Raw genomic sequence first — 20,297 nt, forward strand, 5'->3', positions numbered from 1 at the left:
TTCTTTAGGAGGTAATCATGGGAGCAGCTGGACTTATTGATATAAAAAGAAGAATAAAGTCAGTAGAAAATACTAGAAAAATTACAAATGCCATGGGACTTGTTGCTACTTCTAAGCTACGTAAAACTAAAAAAGAATTATTAGTAAATGAAGGTTTTGTAAATTCATTAGAACCTATTGTTAAAGCACTGTCTGCATCTTTTTCTAAAGATGATGAAAATATATATTTTGATGGAAATAAAAGTGAAGATAAATTATATATAGTCATGACATCTGAAACAGGATTATGCGGTGGATTCAATGCTAATATAGCTGCATATCTGAATGGTTTAATTGGTAATGAAAAAGCCAATAGCAAAGTTATGGTTGTAGGAAATAGAGGTATAGGTTATATTAAAAGAATTGGTCTTGATACGGTTGAAGAATATGTGGATATATCAGATCTACCAACTGTAAAAGAGTGCAAGGTTATTTTTGAAAAAGCATTTAGCATGTATATTAGCGGTTCAGTATCAGAAATAAATGTTGTATATACAAAATTTTATTCACCAGTTAAACAAGTACCTACATCTGTAAAGATATTACCAATAGAACGAATAGAAGATAAAGAGCATATATATACAATTGAACCAAGTGTAGATATTGTATTAGGTGATGCAATTAACCTTTATTTAAAAGCTAAAGTAAGAAATCTTTTGTTAAGCTCAAAATGTAGTGAACAAAGTTCAAGAATGACTGCGATGGATGGAGCTACAAGTAACGCAAATGATTTATTATCTGATTTAAATCTTAAATACAATAGAATTAGGCAAGGAATTATTACGCAAGAAATAAGTGAAATAGTTGGAGGAGCAGCAGCTCAAAAATAGTAAGGAGGTATCTTATGGCTGAACATATTGGAAAAGTAGTTCAAGTAATTGGGCCAGTAATAGATATAAAATTTGATTCAGATTCTCTTCCAAATTTATATAATAGCATACACATAAATTTGGGTGATGGTCACGAATTAATAGCTGAAGTTGAGCAACATGTTGGTGATGATATAGTTAGATGTATAGCAATGGAAGCTACAGAAGGTTTAAAAAGAGGAATGAAAGCAGTAAATATGGGAAGACCAATTTCAGTTCCAGTAGGAGAAACTGTACTTGGAAGATTATTTAATGTTTTAGGTAAAACTATAGACAATGCTGGGGAAATTGATGTAAAAGAAGAATATCCAATACATAGACCAGCACCTAGCTTTCAAGAACAATCTGTTGAACCACAAATGTTCGAAACAGGTATCAAAGTTTTAGATTTATTAGCACCATATCAAAAAGGTGGTAAGATAGGTCTATTTGGTGGAGCCGGAGTTGGTAAGACTGTATTAATTCAAGAACTAATAAATAATATAGCTAAAGAGCACGGTGGATTATCTGTATTTACTGGAGTTGGTGAAAGATCAAGAGAAGGTAATGATTTATATCATGAAATGAAAGATTCAGGGGTTCTTGCTAAAACAGCTTTAGTCTTTGGTCAAATGAATGAACCACCAGGTGCAAGAATGAGAGTTGCGTTAACAGGTCTTACAATGGCTGAATATTTCAGAGATAAGGGTCAAGATGTATTGTTGTTTATTGATAATATATTTAGATTTACTCAAGCAGGTTCAGAGGTTTCAGCATTACTTGGAAGAACACCTTCAGCAGTTGGATATCAACCAACACTTGCAACTGAAATGGGAGCATTACAAGAAAGAATTACGTCTACAGTTAATGGATCAATTACATCAGTTCAAGCGGTTTATGTACCAGCTGATGACTTGACTGACCCAGCACCAGCAACAACATTTACTCATTTAGATGCAACAACAGTTTTATCTAGAAGTATTGTTGAACTTGGAATATATCCAGCAGTTGACCCATTAGAATCAACTTCAAGAATATTAGATCCTAGAATTGTTGGAGAAGAACATTATCAAGTTGCTACTGATGTTAAGAATATTCTTGAAAAATATAAAGAACTACAAGATATAATTGCAATATTAGGTGTAGATGAATTATCTGATGAAGATAAGATCACTGTTGGAAGAGCTAGAAGAATTCAAAGATTTTTATCTCAACCATTTACAGTAGGAGAACAATTTACTGGTATGCCGGGTAAATATGTTCCTGTAAAAGATACAGTAAAAGGATTCAAAGAAATATTAGAAGGTAAATACGATGACTTACCAGAATCAGCATTCCTTTTTGCTGGATCAATCGAAGATGTTATACAAAAAGCTAAATCTATGGAATAAGGAGTTGATTAGTAATGGGCAAGACATTTGCACTAAAAATTGTAACTCCTAGCCATGATGTATATGATGGAAATGCTGAAAAAATATTTTTAAAGAACTCTAGTGGAGAACTTGAAATATTAGCTAATCATGAAAATATGATAACTAGTACTGTACCATATATAACAAGATTTTTAGATGATAAAGGAACAGAACAAAAGCTATTCATTTCATCAGCTATAGTTTATGTTTCAGATGGTAATGTAACAGTATGTACAGATGCGGCAGAGTTCCCAGAAGATATTGATTTTGATAGAGCTGAAAAAGCTAAGGATAGAGCAGAAGAAAAACTTAAAAATGCTGAAGATTATGAGAGAAAGATATATAATTTAGCATTAGCAAGAGCAGTAGAAAGATTAAAATTAAAAAAATAAAAAATAGGTATCTTAAAATGATTTTTAATCATTTTAAGATACCTATTTTTCTATATTATGAGCACTATTTTTATATTAATTTAAGATAGTGCTTTTTTCATGCTTAAAATAAGGTATTTATAGATATTCAATTTAGCACAATTTGTTAAAAGATTTATATATTGATAGTATAAAGATAAATAATATTAGTTGGAATAAAAATTGATAAGGCTGACCATAATTAAAAAATGATAAAAAGTAATAGGGGGGAGAATGATATGAAGCTAAGAGTAAGTATTGTTATTCTGCTTATAATGTCATTTTTAAATATGGGATATTCTTGTAATATTTTAAGCTATGTAGATAGCTTTTATAATTTAGAAACTAATGTTAGAGAAAAGAGTGACTTTGTAGAGAATGCAGTAGAAGCTAAATATAAAACTAAAAACAATACCTATATAGAATATGAAAAGATTGATAAGGCTTTTTCTAGCTTAGGATTTAACAAGGGAGATAGTGACTCATCAGATAATTTAATATTTTATAAAGATAAACAAAGGATAGAAGTTAATCAATGGAAAGAAAACAATAATTCTTATATTAATATCACTATATATAATAAAAATTCTAAATATAAAACAGTAGATCTAAGAAAGATATTATATAAGATAGATGATAAAAATTTAGTTTTAAATGAGTGTTATTCATATTATAAGGGCAAAAGTGATGGAAACATTATTGGAGAATTAAATGATGAGGGAATTTTAAGAAGTAGCAATTTAATAAAGATAAGTAATGGTTATACAGGAATAGCAAATTTAAATGCTGATGAAAAAATTAATTTTGCAGAAATAAAGTATGATACAGGCTCTTATATTATAATTGCTACACCGATTATATTCACAACATACTAACAATAATATATGGAGGATAATATGGAGAAAATAGTGGTGAAGTGTATTAATGAATTAAAGGGTGAGGTAAATATTAGTTCAGCCAAAAATGCTGTTCTACCGATTATTGCTGCAACTATATTATGTCCACAAAATATTACTATAGAAAATACACCAATGCTAGAAGATGTACGTGTAATATGTAGGCTATTAGGTGAATTAAATTGTGATGTAAACATATCACAATTTGATGATAAATTAGAGATCAATACTAAAAATATAGTTCCAATTGATGCTGATATAGAATTAATAAGAAAAATGAGAGCATCATTTTTAATTATGGGACCTATGCTTGCAAGGTTTGGTTATTGTAAATTATCTATGCCAGGCGGATGTAATATAGGCAGCAGGCCAATTGATTTACACTTGAAAGGATTTAAACTGCTTGGAGCAGATGTAACGTCAGATCATGGATTTGTAGAGGTTAAAGCTAAAAAATTAACAGGAAATAGAATATATTTAGATTTTCCTTCAGTGGGAGCTACAGAAAATATTATGATGGCCTCAGTTTTTGCAAATGGAACTACAATTATAGAAAATGCAGCTGAAGAACCTGAAATATGGGACTTAGCCAATTTTCTAAATTCAATGGGTGCAAATATTAAAGGTGCTGGATTTGGTAAGATAACAATAGAAGGTGTAGATAAGCTAAAAGGGGTAAGTTATACACCTATTTATGATAGAATTGAAGCAGGAACCTTCATGGTTGCAGCTGCAATAACTAATAGTAAAATAAAGATAAATGGATTTAATGAAGAGCACTTAAGACCATTAATAGAGAAACTTAAAGAGTGTGGAGTCAAATTTGGGAATTATGAAAATAATTCAGTAATAGTTGACGGAAAAGTTGAAAAAAGACCACTAGATATAAAGACTCTTCCTTATCCAGGTTTTCCAACTGATATGCAGCCACAAATGATGAGTTTGCTCTCTGTAGTAAATGGAGTAAGTGTAATTACAGAAACTGTATTTGAAAATAGATTTATGCATGTAGCAGAATTACAGAGAATGGGAGCAAATATAAAGATTGATGGAAGAACAGCTGTAGTTGAAGGTACTCTTAAACTAACTGGCTGTGAAGTAAAAGCAACAGATTTGAGAGCCGGTGCTGCAATGATTTTAAGTGGATTAATTGCTGAAGGGGAAACAATTATAGGCGATATATATCACATTGATAGAGGTTATGTTAATATAGAAGAAAAATTCTCAAAGTTAGGCGCAGAAATATATAGGGTAAAAATGTAAAAAAGATTATTGCGTCTATAAAATAATGCATGATATAAAGCGTATTACTTAATTATTAATAGCTTCATATGATGCATTTTATTATTTGTATTTTAATATTTTGACTTAATGAAGAGAAATTAAATACTCATAAATATAAACATAAAACATATAGTATACCGTGCATAATATTTGGGAGGTATACTATGGTAAAAAATAATAAAAGAATGATTGATGATAATATAAGGTTAGTATTAGCAATGACAATTATAATTATAGTAATGATTATCTTATTGCCATTCGTATTTTTGGATAAGAATGGTTCTAGTAATAAATTTGAATTAAATAATAATAATATAATTACAAGCTCGGCTATACAATTTCCGAAGAATGGAAAAGTGAAATTATATAATAGTGAAAGTAATAGTGCTGAGGAAATTGATTTAGAAGAGTATATAATGGGAGTAGTTGCAAGCGAAATGCCAGCAAATTTTAATGAAGAAGCTCTAAAGGCACAAGCTGTAGCTGCTAGAACATTCTATATAAATCGTAGAAATAATAAATGCTCAAATGCAAGTTCACATAATGCTGAAATCTGTGATACAGTACATTGTCAAGTATATATGGATAAAAATAAAAGATTAAGTTTGTGGAACAGCAAGGATGCAGAAAAGAATTGGAATAAGATAGAAAAAGCAGTGATGGACACAAAAGGACAAGTTTTAACCTACAATGGAGAAGTATTAGAATATCCTCAATATTTTGCAGTGAGCTTTGGCAAGACAGAAGAAGCAATGGATGTTTTATCTATAGATATCCCCTATTTAAAATCTACAGATAGTAAAGGTGAAGAAATAGCTCCTAAATTTAAATCAACTAAGCAAATGAGTGCTGAAGAATTTATAAGTGAGATTAAAAAAAAATATCCTAATGTAGATATAAGAACAGAAAATATTAAAGAGGGCATCTATGTTGAAAAATATAACAAAAGTGGTAGTGTAAATATAATTAAGGTAGGAGGAATTTCCATTAAAGGAAGCGAGTTTAGAAAATTATTTAATTTAAACTCAACTTACTTTACATTAGATATAAGAGATGATATAGTAACAATGTCTTGTACAGGCTATGGCCATGGAATTGGCATGAGTCAGTGGGGGGCAAATGTTATGGGAAAGAATGGTTACACATATATAGATATTCTTAAACATTATTATTCTGGAATTGAAGTTGAAAAATTAGAATACAATTAACCTTTATCTTTGCATAATATTATAAATTGTTTTAATAAAATCAATTACTAAGCTTCATTATAGCTAAAAGAGTATTATGACATGTAAATTATTTAAAAGTTAGATGCTGATTTATACAATGCTAATGTAATAAAAAAGAAAAAAAGAAAAAAAAAGAAAGTAATATGAATATCTTTTATAAAATAATTAAATATTCTATATTTTTGTATTAGAAATACCTAATGACACATCCTTCTAAAAAAAATTATTAAAAATAATAAATAAAAAATGTTATATATGTATTATTTTTCATAAAACGGAAAGAATAGAAGAAGGAGGTGTTCATGGATGAACAAAAATTTTAAACAAAAATTAAGAGATTTATTTAAGAAGGAGGGGTTTTATATTGCTTTATTTCTTTGTCTTTGCATAGTAGTCACAGTAGGAACTATCTCTTATAAGATGTTATCTAAGAATCATGTAGATGATTCACAAAAGAATTTAAATAATCAAGTGACACTTAACATCGATGAAGAAAAAAACAAAGATATGGCTACTACAGAAATTCCTAATGCAGAAAGAGTGGAGAACAAAGTTCAACCTAATAATGACAAAGAAAGTGAACCTAAAAAAGAAGAAAATAGCAAACAAAGTTCAACTTCTGTATCAACAACAGCAGTAGTTAAATTTATTAATCCAGTAGATGGTATTGAAAGTAGAACTTATACTTATCCTAAGCCTGTTCAAATTGAAGAAAATACATTTAGAACTATTAGGGGAGTTAATATAGATGCTAAGATCGGAACTGATGTTAAAGCAGCAGCAGAGGGCGTGGTAAGTACTGCTTCAAATTCTGGAGTAGAAGAAGGTATAGTTGTAGAAATAAAGCATGCTAATGGATTAAAGACAAGATATAGTAATCTTGATCCTAATGTTTCAGTAAAAGAAGGCCAAAAAGTTACTGCCGGCCAAGTAATTGGTAAAGTGGGAAATACTGCTAAGGTTTTTGATGAAGAAACATTTGGACAATTTTTAAATTTACAAGTTATTGATGCAAATGGAAATCAAGTAAATCCAGAGAAATATTTTGAATTAAAAACAAAATAATAATTATATTTTATATTAATCAGTCAGAGGCTGGTTAATATAAAATACTATTTTTCAATAATCGTAGAATAATAATTTAATAATTACGAACAATAAGTAGAAAATAAAAAATTAAGATAAATGTATAAGCTAGGAGGAAAAAATAATGAAAGATTATATAGAAGAAAGAGTTTTAGATGTTGCTAAATATATAATTGATTCTAAAGCAACAATTAGAAAAACAGCTAAAGTATTTGGAGTAAGTAAAAGTACTATACACAAGGATATGACAGAAAGACTTCCCAAAATTAATCCTGAAATTGCAGAGGAAACACACTCAATTTTAGAATTAAATAAATCAGAAAGACATCTTAGAGGTGGAGAAGCTACTAAAATGAAATATAAAGCTATTGAATCTTAGAAGAATAACGACTATAATATATAATTAGTAGAATTATGTAAAGTAAGGAAGTAATATGTATTATAGGAGTGAATAAAAATGAGCTTTTGGAGAACGGGGACAGATCTTGCTATAGATTTAGGAACAGCAACAGTTCTAGTTTATGCAAAGGGAAAAGGTGTAGTTTTAAAAGAACCATCAGTTGTAGCAATTAATAATAATAATAAGAATATATTAGCCATTGGTGACGAAGCACGAAAAATGATAGGTAGAACCCCGGGAAACATTGTTGCAGTAAGACCTTTACGTGATGGTGTTATATCTGATTATGATCTTACTCAAAAAATGTTGAAGGAATTTATTAAAAAGGCATCTGGCAAGCGAAATTTAAGAGCACCAAATGTTGTCGTATGTGTACCATCAGAAGCAACAGAAGTAGAAAAAAGAGCAGTTATTGATGCAACTATGAATTCAGGTGCTAAAACTGTTCGCATAATAGAAGAACCTCTTGCTGCTGCTATAGGAGCAGGAATTGATATCACTAAGCCTAATGGATGTATGGTGGTAGATATTGGTGGAGGTACTTGTGATATAGCTGTTATATCTTTAGGAGGAGTTGTTGAAAGAGAATCAATTAAAATTGCAGGAGACAAGTTCGATGACTCTATAATAAAGTATGTAAGAAGTGAATATAAATTAATGATTGGCGAGAAAACTGCTGAAGAATTAAAAATAAATATTGGTTCAGCATTTAAAAATGCCAGAAATTTATCATGTATGATGAAAGGTAGAAACTTAGTTACAGGTCTACCAGATGAAGTTGAAATTAATACAGAAGAAATACGACTTGCAATACAAGAGCCAGTGCAAAGTATAGTTGACTGTGTAAAGATCGTTTTAGAAAGAACACCACCGGAATTAGCAGCAGACATTATTGAAAAGGGAATTGTAATGACTGGTGGAGGTTCATTGATTAATGGGTTGGATAAGCTTATTCAATTTAAAACCGGTGTAGCAGTGACAGTTGCAGAAGGGGCAGAAGAATGTGTTGTTAATGGATCAGGAGAAGTATTAGGGTATTTAGATAGATTAGATAGAGAAGTAAATTCACAACAAATAGTTCTTATAGAATAAAACATCGAGAGATTTTCTTTTTATTGAAAATCTCTCGATGCTTTTTATAAAATTAAAAAAGTAATTAAAGCTTAGGTATTAATTCAAATGTCTAGCGAAAGCTTAGGAAATAAATCATTATTTAAATTATAAGCATTAATTAATGATCTAGATATAATCTTTGCCATATCCATAATAAAAGATAATCGGATGCTTCTAGAAAAGAATAAATCAGAATTTTCGCTAGAATCTACAATACCTATTACAGAAGCCATACCTACTTCGGGAAGCTCTTTTCCTACTCCTTTTCCAGGATGAATAGCATAGTCTCTAATGCGAATTTCACCTATATCATCTTGATTTCCAAGACATGCATCTATACCTATGATATTAGCAGTTGGATGAAGTTCTTTTATTTTATTTAAACGTTCATCTATATTTAGTGCGTGGATTGGTTCTGATAATGTCCCGTATACTGGCAATGGAAAGAAATTTTCAGTTAATATTGAACCAACTAATGGACCAAGGCAATCACCTATGCATTTATCAGTGCCAATACAAACAATTATTGTATTAGAATTAATGTATTTTTCTAATTCATGAGATAGCTTGTATGAAAAGCTTTTGGAACTATGGTTATTATCTAAATTCATTAAAGGCATCCCTCCTTATAGAATATGTATATTTAGGAAAATGAAAAAATAGTATATAAAAATAAATAAATGGCAATAAATACTAATGTAAGGAGGAGAAAATGAAAAAAATTATTATATTTATAATATTTACACTTACTTTAATAATGAACATGTCTATAGCATTATTTTGGAATCCAGATATAGATAATAAAAAAGATGATCCAATGCAAAGCACTGAAGTATTTAGTGATACAAGATCTTTGTGCAAAGTTGATGATGTAATTCTGTTAGAAGAACTAGATAATAGTCAATCAAAGGAACTTGATAGTATACTTTCACCATTATCAACATTTGAAATAGAGTTAGTAAAAGAAGAGCTTAATACATGTAGTGAAGATGAAATCATAAAAGCGTTCAGAAAATTAAAAAGGAGATTGCCTGAAAGCGAATATAAAAAAATAGAAGAAATATTAAGTCCGCTTATAGATATTGAAGAACTTAATTCTATACTAAAAAATAAATATGTTTAGTGTATTAAAATGAAGAAATAAAGAGTAAATAGAATATATAGCGATATAATTTATCTAAATAAGCATATATGAGAGTTGAAATATAAGTACTTTGAATATATACTAACTATTGTTGATGTGAACAAAAACACCAACAAAACTTAATGGAGGAATTCCCGAGTGGCCAAAGGGGGCAGACTGTAAATCTGTTGCGTCTCGCTTCGATGGTTCGAATCCATCTTCCTCCACCATTAGATGGGCGCATAGCTCAGCTGGGAGAGCACCTGCCTTACAAGCAGGGGGTCACAGGTTCGAGCCCTGTTGTGCCCACCATCTAAAAAATATAAATATGCTGGCATGGCTCAACGGTAGAGCAGCTGACTTGTAATCAGCAGGTTGTAGGTTCGATTCCTATTGCCAGCTCCAATTGTGGAGGAATTCCCGAGTGGCCAAAGGGGGCAGACTGTAAATCTGTTGCGTCTCGCTTCGATGGTTCGAATCCATCTTCCTCCACCATTTAAACCAAATATTTATATTATAACAATTAAATAAGAAATATGCTGGCATGGCTCAACGGTAGAGCAGCTGACTTGTAATCAGCAGGTTGTAGGTTCGATTCCTATTGCCAGCTCCAATTAAGGAGGAATTCCCGAGTGGCCAAAGGGGGCAGACTGTAAATCTGTTGCGTCTCGCTTCGATGGTTCGAATCCATCTTCCTCCACCAAAACTCAGAATTATTATTCTGAGTTTTTTATTTTATCTTGAAATAAAAGTTGAAAAGTAAATAGTTGTATCAATTTATGCATGAATAGAATATATTATAGATTATATGATATATTATGTTTATTGTATAATATTGACCATAAAAATATTATGTGGTAGAATAAATTACGAAAATAAAATATTGTTACTCTTATCAAGAGAGGTGGAGGGATAGGGCCCAGTGAAACCCGGCAACCTGTTTAATTACAAGGTGCCAATTCCTGTAGAAAGATTTTCTACAAGATAAGAAAGTATTGTGTAATCGCGCTCTTCTTATCGAAGAGTTTTTTTATTGCATATAAAAGGTATTTCTTTTAAGACAGTATAAAAAATATTAAGAAGTGTGAGATTTTTCACTTTTACTCGAATTATTTCATGATTAAAGATAAGGAGTACAAGCGGAAGGAGAAAAATATGAGAAGATTATTTACATCAGAATCAGTTACAGAAGGTCATCCAGATAAAATGTGTGATCAAATTTCAGATGGCGTATTAGACGCAATTTTAGCACAAGATCCAAATGCTAGAGTAGCATGTGAAACATGTACAACAACAGGAATGGTTATGGTAATGGGAGAGATATCAACAAATTGTTATGTTGATATTCCTAAAGTAGTTAGAGAAACTGTTAGAGAAATTGGATATGATAGAGCTAAATACGGATTTGATTGCGATACTTGTTCTGTTATGACAACAATAGATGAACAATCAGCAGATATTGCTATGGGTGTTGATGAAGCTTTAGAATCAAGAAAAGGTGAGAAAGATGAGGTTGAAGCAGTAGGTGCTGGAGACCAAGGAATGATGTTTGGTTTTGCTACAAATGAAACTGATGCATATATGCCGTTACCAATTCATATGGCTCATAGATTATCAAGAAGACTTACTGAAGTAAGGAAAGATGGTACATTAGGCTATTTAAGGCCTGATGGTAAGACACAAGTAACAGTTGAATATGAAGATGAAAAACCAAAGAGAATAGATACAATAGTAATATCTACTCAACATGATGAGCATGTTACATTAGAACAAATAGAAAAGGATCTTAAAGAACATGTTATTAAAGCAGTAGTACCACAAGAATTATTAGATGATAAAACAAGATATTTTATAAATCCAACTGGAAGATTTGTTGTTGGTGGACCACAAGGTGACTCTGGATTAACTGGAAGAAAGATTATAGTAGATACTTATGGTGGATATGGTAGACATGGTGGTGGAGCATTCTCAGGAAAAGATCCAACAAAAGTTGATAGATCTGCTGCTTATGCTGCAAGATGGGTTGCGAAAAACTTAGTGGCTGCTGGATTAGCTGATAAGCTTGAAATACAATTAGCTTACGCTATTGGAGTTGCTAAACCAGTATCAATAACTGTTGATACTTTTGGAACAGGAAAACTATCAGATGATAAAATAGTTGAAATAGTTGAAAAGGTATTTGATTTAAGACCAGGAGCTATAATAAGAGATCTTGATTTAAGAAGACCTATATATAAGCAAACAGCTGCTTATGGCCACTTTGGCAGAACAGATCTTAATCTGCCATGGGAACAATTAAATAAGGTAGAAGAAATCAAAAAATATATTTAGTATTTATAGAAGCAGGAAGTTTTAATTAATTTCCTGCTTTTTTAAAATTTAAAATATGTGACAATCGTTTATAAACATTGACTTAAATTAGAAATATATATTTTGAGAATATGGATATAAAAGAATATAGGATGATATATTCCTGTACTTATATAATAGAAGAGAAGTATTCAATAAATAGTATAAAATTATAAATTAAACTTATGATATAATTAAAATAATATAAAGAGAAGTATAAGTTTAAATCATAGTTTGGAGAGATAGTAGTGGAAGTTCTTAATGGTTTTGTTGAAAATATTGTTTTTAAAAGTGAAGAAACAGGATATGTTGTATGCAGGATTAGAGCTGATAAAAATTTAGTTAGCGCTGTTGGTACAGTACCTTTTATAAAGGAAGGTCAAAATGTAAAGTTAACTGGATACTGGACAGTGCATAAACAATTTGGTAATCAATTTAATATTCAAGACTACGAAGAAATTCTTCCAAACTCAATTGATGGGATTGAAAAATATTTAAGCGCAGGTGTGATTCATGGAATAGGTCCTATAACTGCTAAGAAGATAATAGAAAAGTTTGGAGAAGAAACTTTAGATATAATGGAAAACCATATAGAGAGACTCATGGAGATAGAGGGAATTGGAGAAAAGAAATTTCAAATAATATATGAATCATATATTGAGCAGCAAGGTTTAAAAGATATAATTTTATATTTTAGCAAACATGGTGTTACAAGTAATCAATGTGTGAAAATATATAAGAAATTTGGACCAAATGCTAAATATATTGTATCTGAGAATCCTTATATACTTTGTGAAGAAATATCAGGAATTGGTTTTAAAACAGCAGATAGGATAGCTATGAGTATAGGTATAAAAAATGATTCTGATTTTAGAATTCAAAGTGGAATAAAATATGTTATGAATCAGTTTTGTGCCTTAGGAAATACCTTTATGCCAAAAGCTAATATAATAGAGGAATGTAAGAAAAATATAATGGTACCAGAAGAACTTATAGAAAAAAATTTATATGATATGTCTGCTAAGCAGAAAATAGTTATAGAAAAGATAAATGATACAGAAATGGGATTTTTATTGCCATACTACTATTGTGAGCTTGGCGTTACTCAGAAAATTATTACTCTTGGATTACAAGAAACTCAAACTATCAATTCTGATATAAACTTTGAAATAGGGGTATTTGAAAAAGAGCAAAAAATAAAATTTGCAGAATCACAAAAAGAAGCTATAATTGGAGCATTTAATAGTGGAATAGAAATAATAACAGGTGGACCAGGAACAGGTAAAACAACGATAATAAAAGCTATCATTCACATATATGAGAATAATGGAATGAGAGTGCTTCTAGGAGCACCTACAGGAAGAGCAGCAAAGAGAATGACAGAGTCTACAGGAAGAGAAGCGAAGACAATTCATAGGCTTCTTGAAATGGGAGTATCTGATGAAGACGAATCTGTTTTTGAAAAAGGTGAGTCATCACCATTAGACTGTGATGTTATCATTATTGATGAGGCATCTATGATTGATATAATGCTTATGCACAATCTATTAAAGGCTATAAAGCTTGGTACACGATTAATAATTGTAGGCGATGTTGATCAATTACCATCTGTAGCGCCAGGAAATGTATTAAGAGATTTAATAGAGAGTGAATATATTAAGGTAGTACGTTTGAAGGAAATATTCAGACAAGGAAATGAAAGCTTAATAGTTGTTAATGCTCATAGGATAAACGAAGGTGAAATGCCAATATTAAACCAAAAAGATAAGGATTTTTTCTTTATAAATCAGGAGAATATAGATAACATTTTAACTACAATTATAGATTTAATGAAGAGGCGTCTTCCTAAATTTAATACAGAGTGGGATGTATTAAAAGACATGCAAGTACTTACACCTATGAGAAAAGGAGTGTTGGGGGTAATTAATCTTAATGAAAGATTACAAGAAGTGTTTAATCCCCCTAATCCAAATAAAAAAGAAATAAAGTCTAGAGATATAATTTTTAGAGAAGGCGATAAGATTATGCAGACTAAAAATAATTATTCGCTAAAATGGATCAGAATTGGTGGATTTGGAGAAGACGAGGGTGTTGGTGTGTTTAATGGTGATTTAGGATTTATTCAAAATATTGATGAAGAAAAGAAGAATTTAACAATAATTTTTGATGATGAAAGAAAAGTGTTTTATGATTTTAACTTTTTGGATGAACTAGATCTAGCTTATGCGACTACTATTCATAAAAGTCAAGGTAGTGAATTTAAGGTTGTAATAATTCCGGCATTTATGGGATCACCTTTTCTCATGAATAGAAATCTGTTATATACAGGTATAACAAGAGCAAAACAGTTAGTTGTAGTAGTTGGTTTTCAAAAGGCACTTTTATATATGATAAATAACACTAATAGTATGGAAAGATATTCAGCGCTTCAATATCGAATTAGAGATATAATAAATGATAATGTCATAGAGTAAATAGATGGAAGGAGATATTTATGGGGGTAGTATGTAAAGTTAAAGAAGAAAATCTAAAATATGCAGTAGATAAAATTAACTATTGGTATAGAAAGAATATAAAGTATCTAACTATAATTACAGTTCCATTTAATACTTCATGTATTTTTTGTGATATTATAAATACAATTTCAAATAGTAATAAAAAAATATTATATGTTTGGGGAAAAGGTGTTGAGAATAGGGAACTAATAGCAGCAATTAGAGAAAAAAACTCAACAATAACTCATTCTTTTATTGAAAGAGGTAGTAGTTCATCTGATATTACATTTATTAACTATAAAAATATAGCATATATAGAAGGCGAATATGAATTAGTTATCCTTGACGATATAACATACTTTTCTAATTTAAATGGAACTATAATAAGAGAATTGTTAGAATTTTGCAGTAACATGGGAAATAAGATTATAGCTTACTGCATAGAAAAGATATCTCTTATAGGTGAGAAAATTGAATTAGCTGCTTATAACTATGAACAACCATTTGTTGAACCAAGGATAATAACTACAAGGATAAATTTAAATACAGATATACCATATACATTATATGATTATTTAAAATGGTTCAAAGATAGTAAACATAAGGTTGCGATTTATGTTCCAGATAAGGAAAAACTTGATTCTGTATATGAATATTTTATAAAAAAATTAAAAATAAAAGATGTTAAGATAATAAAAGCTAATAAAATAGAAGAAATAAAAAAGTGTGAGAGAGTATCAAAAATTAAGGATAAGGCAATATTCATAATAACAAATAAGATAGAGGAGTTACTTGAATACTGCTATATGGATGATGCTGTTGTTTTATTTAGTGAAGATCAAAAATATACATACAAGAAGATCTTATATATATGTGGACAAATGAGAAGTGTCAATCTTACTTTACCAGAGGTTTTGCTTGTGTGTAATGAAGTTTCTGAAGATATTGAGAAAGCGAAAGATATGGCAAGAGATTTCAATAAAAAAGTATGGGAAAAGAAATTGAGAGAATTATAAAAAAATCTAAAATGCATATTAAATTAATTCGAAAAATGGTAAATGTATTTTTAGAATCCTTATTAGAATTAATATATCCAAGTGAAAATTATTGTATAATATGTAAAGCAGAAGATTGTCATAAGATATGCTTATCATGTTTAAAAAGCATTAAGAAAATTAATATAATAGATTCAGATATAAGTAGTTATGGATATTATGGCGGTGTTTTGAAGCAGCTGATATTAAATTTAAAATACAAAAAGGATTTTTCAGCTGGCGATATACTATCGGATTTTCTATCAGATTATATTAAAGATAATATAGAATATGATAATTACATGTTGTCCTATATTCCACTTTCGAAGAAATCCAAGAAGAAAAGAGGATTTAATCAGTGTGAATATATAGCAAAAAAAGTATCTGAGAAGCTAAATATAGAAGCTGTTGAAATTTTAATCAAGTACAAAGATACAGCAGAACAAAAGACGCTTAATAAGCATGAACGTAGTGAAAATATAAAGGGCGCATTTAAAGTAAAGAAAGGAATTAATGTGATTGACTGTAATATTATACTTATAGATGATGTAACCACTACTGGAAGCACAATGATTGAGGCTTATAAAATACTACAAGAAAATTCGGCAAAAAGTATAAAACTCTTGACCTTAGCTAAAAGTGCTATATAATAATAATGTAAAGCTAGGTTTGTGGTTGAAAGTCGATGCTAGTCGCAGGCAAAACGATCCACGTAATTTAGGTAAAATACCTAAGGAGCATGGTGCGGTATAGAAGTAAGTCCTGCCAACTTTTATGTTGAGAGGGTTAGTAGTGAGGAATTAATTTTTAGTAGCAAAAGCTCCAGCAGGCGAGTGTGGGGTCAAAAACCAGGTCAACTAGCTTTACTTTATTTTTAGAATAAATTATCTGAATTTACTGAAAATTCTCTTGTTTACTTTAGAAAAGAGTGGTAAAATATATTTAAGTTAACAAGTTAAATATATTTTAAAATTTAAAATATACTTTTAACAAACTTTTTTCATATTAGAGAGGGGCTGAATTTATGAAAGTCACAGTTATAGCAAAAAATATTGAGTTAACAGCTGCATTAAAGGAGATAGTTGAAAAGAAAATAAGTAAACTTGGAAAATATTTTGATTCTAATGTGGATGCGAGAGCTACATTAAGTGTTCAAAAGAATAGACATATAATAGAAGTTACTATACCTTTTAATGGAATAATTCTAAGAGGAGAAGAAGCAACCTCAGATATGTATAAGTCTCTAGATTTAGTTGAAGAAAAGTTAGAAAGACAAATAAGAAAGCAAAAAACAAGATTAGCAAGAAGAAATAATGGTTCATTTAAGTTTGCAGAACTAAATGATCCAGCTAGTAAGATTAATGAAGAAGACGAAGGAAAGTTAGTAAAAGTTAAAAAATTTGGGGTAAAACCAATGAATTCAGAAGAGGCAATACTTCAAATGGATCTATTAGGACATAACTTCTTTGTATTCCAAGATGCAGATACCAGTAAAGTCAATGTTGTATATAAAAGAAAAGATGGAGATTATGGTTTATTAGAACCGGAATTTATATAATGTAAATGTAGTCTATCCTAGGAGTTAGGATAGACTTTTTATGTTTTACAAATAAAAATTATTATAATATTAAAAATAAATTACTATAATATATGAAATTTTTAAAATAAGATTAAAACTGTCACAATATATACATAATTTTAATGTAACATTAAAATAAGGACTAAAATAACAATTTGATTATTGTATATTATTAAGAATATTTTAATAATAAGATATATTTAATATAAAAATGTATACTTTTATTGAAACTTATGTAATCTAAATGGTATAATTTAAGAATGCGTAAGTTATATAAAGCTTTTTTTAATGCAAAATATATATAATTTTGAAAGGATGACATTATGGGATTTTTAGAAGCCGTATTTGGAACATATAGTGATAGGGAAGTAAAAAGATTACAACCTATTATCAAAAAAATAAATAGTTTAGAGGAATCTATTAAGAGTCTTTCAGATGATGAATTAAAAGCAAAAACTGATGAATTCAAGGAAAGATTAAGCAATGGAGAAACTTTAGATGATATTTTACCAGAAGCTTTTGCAGTTGTTAGAGAAGGATCTGTCAGAGTTTTAGGAATGAGACATTATGATGAACAGCTTATGGGTGGTATCGTACTTCACCAAGGAAGAATATCAGAAATGAAAACAGGTGAAGGTAAAACATTAGTTGCTACGGCGCCAGTATACTTAAATGCATTAAGCGGTGAAGGTGTTCATGTAGTAACAGTAAATGATTATCTTGCTAAAAGAGATGCTGAGCAGATGGGAGAGCTATATGGTTTCTTGGGTTTAAAGACTGGGGTTATTGTTCATGAATTAAATAATGAGCAAAGAAGAGAATCATATGCAGCTGATATAACATATGGAACAAATAATGAATTTGGTTTTGACTACTTAAGAGATAACATGGTTGTATATAAAAATGATAGGGTACAAAGACCATTAAATTTTGCAGTTGTTGATGAAGTTGACTCAATCTTAATTGATGAAGCTAGAACTCCACTTATAATCTCAGGTCAAGGAGATAAATCTACAGAGTTCTATAAAGTTGCAGATTTCTTTGCAAAAAAATTAAAGGAAGAAGTTGACTTTACTAAAGATGAAAAAGCTAATGCAGTTATGTTAACTGAGGAAGGTGTAAAGAAAGCAGAAAAAACATTTAATGTAGAAAACTATGCTGATGCTGAAAACTTAGAATTACAACACTATGTAACTCAAGCATTGAAAGCAAACTTTTCAATGAGAAGAGACAAAGATTACATGGTTAAAGATGGAGAAGTAATCATTGTTGATGAATTTACAGGAAGACTTATGGAAGGTAGAAGATATTCAGACGGTCTTCATCAAGCAATTGAAGCTAAGGAAAATGTTAAAATAGCTAGAGAATCAAAGACATTAGCTACAATAACATTCCAAAATTATTTCAGAATGTATAAAAAGCTATCTGGTATGACTGGTACTGCATTAACAGAAGAAAATGAATTTAGAGAAATATATGGATTAGATGTTATTGTGATTCCAACACACAAACCAATAGCAAGAAAAGATAATCCAGATTTAGTCTTTAGTACTGAACTTGGAAAGTTTAATGCTGTTGCTTCTGAAATAGAGAAAGCATATGAAAAAGGTCAGCCAGTGTTAGTTGGTACAGTAAGTATTGAAAAGTCAGAATTTCTTTCAAGTCTACTTAAGAAAAATGGAGTGCCACATCAGGTTTTAAATGCAAAATATCATGAACAAGAGGCAGAGATTATAAGTCATGCTGGTGAAAAAGGTATGGTTACTATAGCTACTAATATGGCTGGTAGAGGTACTGATATTAAGCTTGGAGAAGGTGTAGTAGAGCTTGGCGGACTTAAAATAATTGGTACTGAAAGACATGAATCAAGAAGAATAGATAACCAATTAAGAGGACGTTCTGGTAGACAAGGAGATCCAGGTGAATCAACATTCTTTATTTCACTTGAAGATGATTTAATGAGAATATTTGGTTCAGAAAAGATCCAAGGTGTTGTTGAAAAATTAGGACTTCAAGAAGACGAAGCTATTGAAAGCAAAATGGTTAGTAAGGCCATAGAAAATGCTCAAAAGAAAGTTGAAGGTAATAACTTTGATATAAGAAAGACATTATTAGGTTATGATGACGTAATGAATATTCAAAGAGAAGTTATATACAAGCAAAGATCGGAAGTTCTTGAAGGTGAAGATATAAAAGATGAAATACTAAGCATGACTAAAGATATTATAAGTGATGCAGTTAATCTTCATATAACAAATGATGCAGAGGATTATAGAGAACAATTCTTACATTTGATGGTTTATTTACAAGACATATGTATTCCAGCGAATACAGTTAATTTAGCTGAAATGGAAAATATGTCAAATGAAGAAATAACTGAAAAATTCTATGAAGCTGCAGTTAAATTCTATGAAGCAAAAGAAGAAGAATTTACTTCAGAAAGATTAAGAGAAATTGAAAGAGTTATTCTTTTAAAATGTGTTGATAGCAAATGGATGAATCATATTGACAGTATGGATCATTTAAAGCAAGGCATTGGTCTTCAATCATTCAAACAAGTTAATCCAGTTGAAGCATACCAAATGGAAGGTAGTGAAATGTTTGATGAGATGATTAAATCAATCAAAGAAGAGACTGTTAAATTATTATTCCACGTTAAAATAGAAAGAGCACCAGAAGAAAGAACAAGAGTTGCTAAAGAAACGGCTGCTGTTCATGAAGGTCCTGTAGCAGGTCCAAGTGGAAGAGTGGTAGTAAGACAAGGAGCTCCAGGTGCAGTTTCAGCAGGACCAGGACCAGCACCAGGAAGAATGGCAGGACCAGGTGGTGGAAATCCAGGAATGGCATCTCAAAATGGACCAGGTGGAGAAAAAGCTCCAGCTGAACCTATAAGAAATGAAGATAAACATGGAAGAAATGAACCTTGCCCATGTGGAAGTGGTAAGAAATATAAAAATTGTTGTGGAAGAGAAGTTTAGACAATTCATAATGTACACTGCA

General features: G+C 30.1%; 17 protein-coding genes, 6 tRNA genes and 1 riboswitch. Of the genes, 22 read left to right on the forward strand and 1 reads right to left on the reverse strand.

Features of this window, described 5'->3' with window-relative positions; genetic code table 11:
- Positions 1–17: 17 nt before the first annotated feature.
- The 9 genes from atpG (at position 18) to mreB (ending at position 8,696) form a co-directional block, all read left to right on the forward strand.
- Complete coding sequence (gene atpG / locus CNEONATNEC86_RS02720) at positions 18–869, forward strand: ATP synthase F1 subunit gamma (RefSeq protein ID WP_058293711.1); 852 nt, start codon at positions 18–20, stop codon at positions 867–869.
- A gap of 14 nt (positions 870–883) precedes the next feature.
- Complete coding sequence (gene atpD, locus CNEONATNEC86_RS02725) at positions 884–2,278, forward strand: F0F1 ATP synthase subunit beta (protein WP_058293712.1); 1,395 nt, start codon at positions 884–886, stop codon at positions 2,276–2,278.
- A 14-nt stretch (positions 2,279–2,292) separates the two neighbouring features.
- Entirely contained in the window at positions 2,293–2,691 is a 399-nt protein-coding gene (atpC, locus tag CNEONATNEC86_RS02730) for an ATP synthase F1 subunit epsilon (protein WP_058293713.1), read from the forward strand.
- 257 nt (positions 2,692–2,948) lie between these two features.
- Entirely contained in the window at positions 2,949–3,584 is a 636-nt protein-coding gene (locus tag CNEONATNEC86_RS02735; protein WP_058293714.1) for a hypothetical protein, read from the forward strand.
- Positions 3,585–3,605: 21 nt separating this feature from the next.
- A complete protein-coding gene (murA, locus tag CNEONATNEC86_RS02740) occupies positions 3,606–4,868 on the forward strand; it encodes a UDP-N-acetylglucosamine 1-carboxyvinyltransferase (RefSeq protein WP_058293715.1) in 1,263 nt (420 codons plus the stop codon).
- Positions 4,869–5,053: 185 nt separating this feature from the next.
- Positions 5,054–6,097: a stage II sporulation protein D gene (spoIID, locus tag CNEONATNEC86_RS02745; protein ID WP_058293716.1), complete on the forward strand. Its 1,044-nt coding sequence runs from the start codon at positions 5,054–5,056 to the stop codon at positions 6,095–6,097.
- A 327-nt stretch (positions 6,098–6,424) separates the two neighbouring features.
- Entirely contained in the window at positions 6,425–7,183 is a 759-nt protein-coding gene (locus CNEONATNEC86_RS02750; RefSeq protein ID WP_058293717.1) for a M23 family metallopeptidase, read from the forward strand.
- A 145-nt stretch (positions 7,184–7,328) separates the two neighbouring features.
- Entirely contained in the window at positions 7,329–7,583 is a 255-nt protein-coding gene (gene spoIIID / locus CNEONATNEC86_RS02755) for a sporulation transcriptional regulator SpoIIID (protein WP_058293718.1), read from the forward strand.
- A gap of 78 nt (positions 7,584–7,661) precedes the next feature.
- Entirely contained in the window at positions 7,662–8,696 is a 1,035-nt protein-coding gene (gene mreB / locus CNEONATNEC86_RS02760) for a rod shape-determining protein MreB (RefSeq protein ID WP_058293719.1), read from the forward strand.
- Between the two features lie 83 nt (positions 8,697–8,779).
- Here the strand turns inward: mreB and yyaC are convergent, their stop codons facing one another.
- Positions 8,780–9,328 carry a spore protease YyaC gene (gene yyaC / locus CNEONATNEC86_RS02765; protein ID WP_058293720.1) on the reverse strand — a complete coding sequence of 183 codons (549 nt, stop codon included), beginning with the start codon at positions 9,326–9,328 and terminating at the stop codon, positions 8,780–8,782.
- 101 nt (positions 9,329–9,429) lie between these two features.
- Here yyaC and CNEONATNEC86_RS02770 point away from each other — a divergent pair, with 101 nt between their 5' ends.
- From CNEONATNEC86_RS02770 to secA, 13 genes are all read left to right on the forward strand, one after another.
- Positions 9,430–9,840, forward strand: a complete 411-nt coding sequence (locus tag CNEONATNEC86_RS02770) for a hypothetical protein (protein WP_058293721.1) — start codon at positions 9,430–9,432, stop codon at positions 9,838–9,840.
- A gap of 145 nt (positions 9,841–9,985) precedes the next feature.
- A tRNA-Tyr gene (locus CNEONATNEC86_RS02775) sits at positions 9,986–10,070 on the forward strand.
- 6 nt (positions 10,071–10,076) lie between these two features.
- A tRNA-Val gene (locus CNEONATNEC86_RS02780) sits at positions 10,077–10,152 on the forward strand.
- An 18-nt stretch (positions 10,153–10,170) separates the two neighbouring features.
- Positions 10,171–10,245 (forward strand) — tRNA-Thr (locus tag CNEONATNEC86_RS02785).
- A gap of 5 nt (positions 10,246–10,250) precedes the next feature.
- A tRNA-Tyr gene (locus CNEONATNEC86_RS02790) sits at positions 10,251–10,335 on the forward strand.
- A gap of 43 nt (positions 10,336–10,378) precedes the next feature.
- Positions 10,379–10,453 (forward strand) — tRNA-Thr (locus CNEONATNEC86_RS02795).
- Positions 10,454–10,458: 5 nt separating this feature from the next.
- Positions 10,459–10,543: transfer RNA gene (locus CNEONATNEC86_RS02800), tRNA-Tyr, on the forward strand.
- A 186-nt stretch (positions 10,544–10,729) separates the two neighbouring features.
- Positions 10,730–10,831: riboswitch (SAM riboswitch) on the forward strand.
- A gap of 164 nt (positions 10,832–10,995) precedes the next feature.
- Positions 10,996–12,171 (forward strand): methionine adenosyltransferase, encoded by a 1,176-nt coding sequence (metK, locus tag CNEONATNEC86_RS02805; protein WP_058293722.1) that lies wholly within the window; start codon positions 10,996–10,998, stop codon positions 12,169–12,171.
- Positions 12,172–12,437: 266 nt separating this feature from the next.
- The gene (recD2, locus tag CNEONATNEC86_RS02810) at positions 12,438–14,663 is read left to right on the forward strand and encodes an SF1B family DNA helicase RecD2 (protein WP_058293723.1); all 2,226 of its coding nucleotides are present in this window, start codon (positions 12,438–12,440) and stop codon (positions 14,661–14,663) included.
- A 20-nt stretch (positions 14,664–14,683) separates the two neighbouring features.
- A complete protein-coding gene (locus CNEONATNEC86_RS02815) occupies positions 14,684–15,700 on the forward strand; it encodes a hypothetical protein (protein WP_159135475.1) in 1,017 nt (338 codons plus the stop codon).
- Complete coding sequence (locus tag CNEONATNEC86_RS02820) at positions 15,673–16,368, forward strand: ComF family protein (RefSeq protein WP_083498732.1); 696 nt, start codon at positions 15,673–15,675, stop codon at positions 16,366–16,368. Before CNEONATNEC86_RS02815 ends, CNEONATNEC86_RS02820 begins: the two co-directional genes overlap by 28 nt.
- A 374-nt stretch (positions 16,369–16,742) precedes the next feature.
- Positions 16,743–17,276, forward strand: a complete 534-nt coding sequence (hpf, locus tag CNEONATNEC86_RS02825; RefSeq protein WP_058293726.1) for a ribosome hibernation-promoting factor, HPF/YfiA family — start codon at positions 16,743–16,745, stop codon at positions 17,274–17,276.
- Positions 17,277–17,620: 344 nt separating this feature from the next.
- Positions 17,621–20,275 carry a preprotein translocase subunit SecA gene (gene secA, locus CNEONATNEC86_RS02830; protein ID WP_058293727.1) on the forward strand — a complete coding sequence of 885 codons (2,655 nt, stop codon included), beginning with the start codon at positions 17,621–17,623 and terminating at the stop codon, positions 20,273–20,275.
- Positions 20,276–20,297 lie beyond the last annotated feature (22 nt).

Source organism: Clostridium neonatale (assembly GCF_900465025.1).
Lineage (GTDB): Bacteria > Bacillota > Clostridia > Clostridiales > Clostridiaceae > Clostridium > Clostridium neonatale.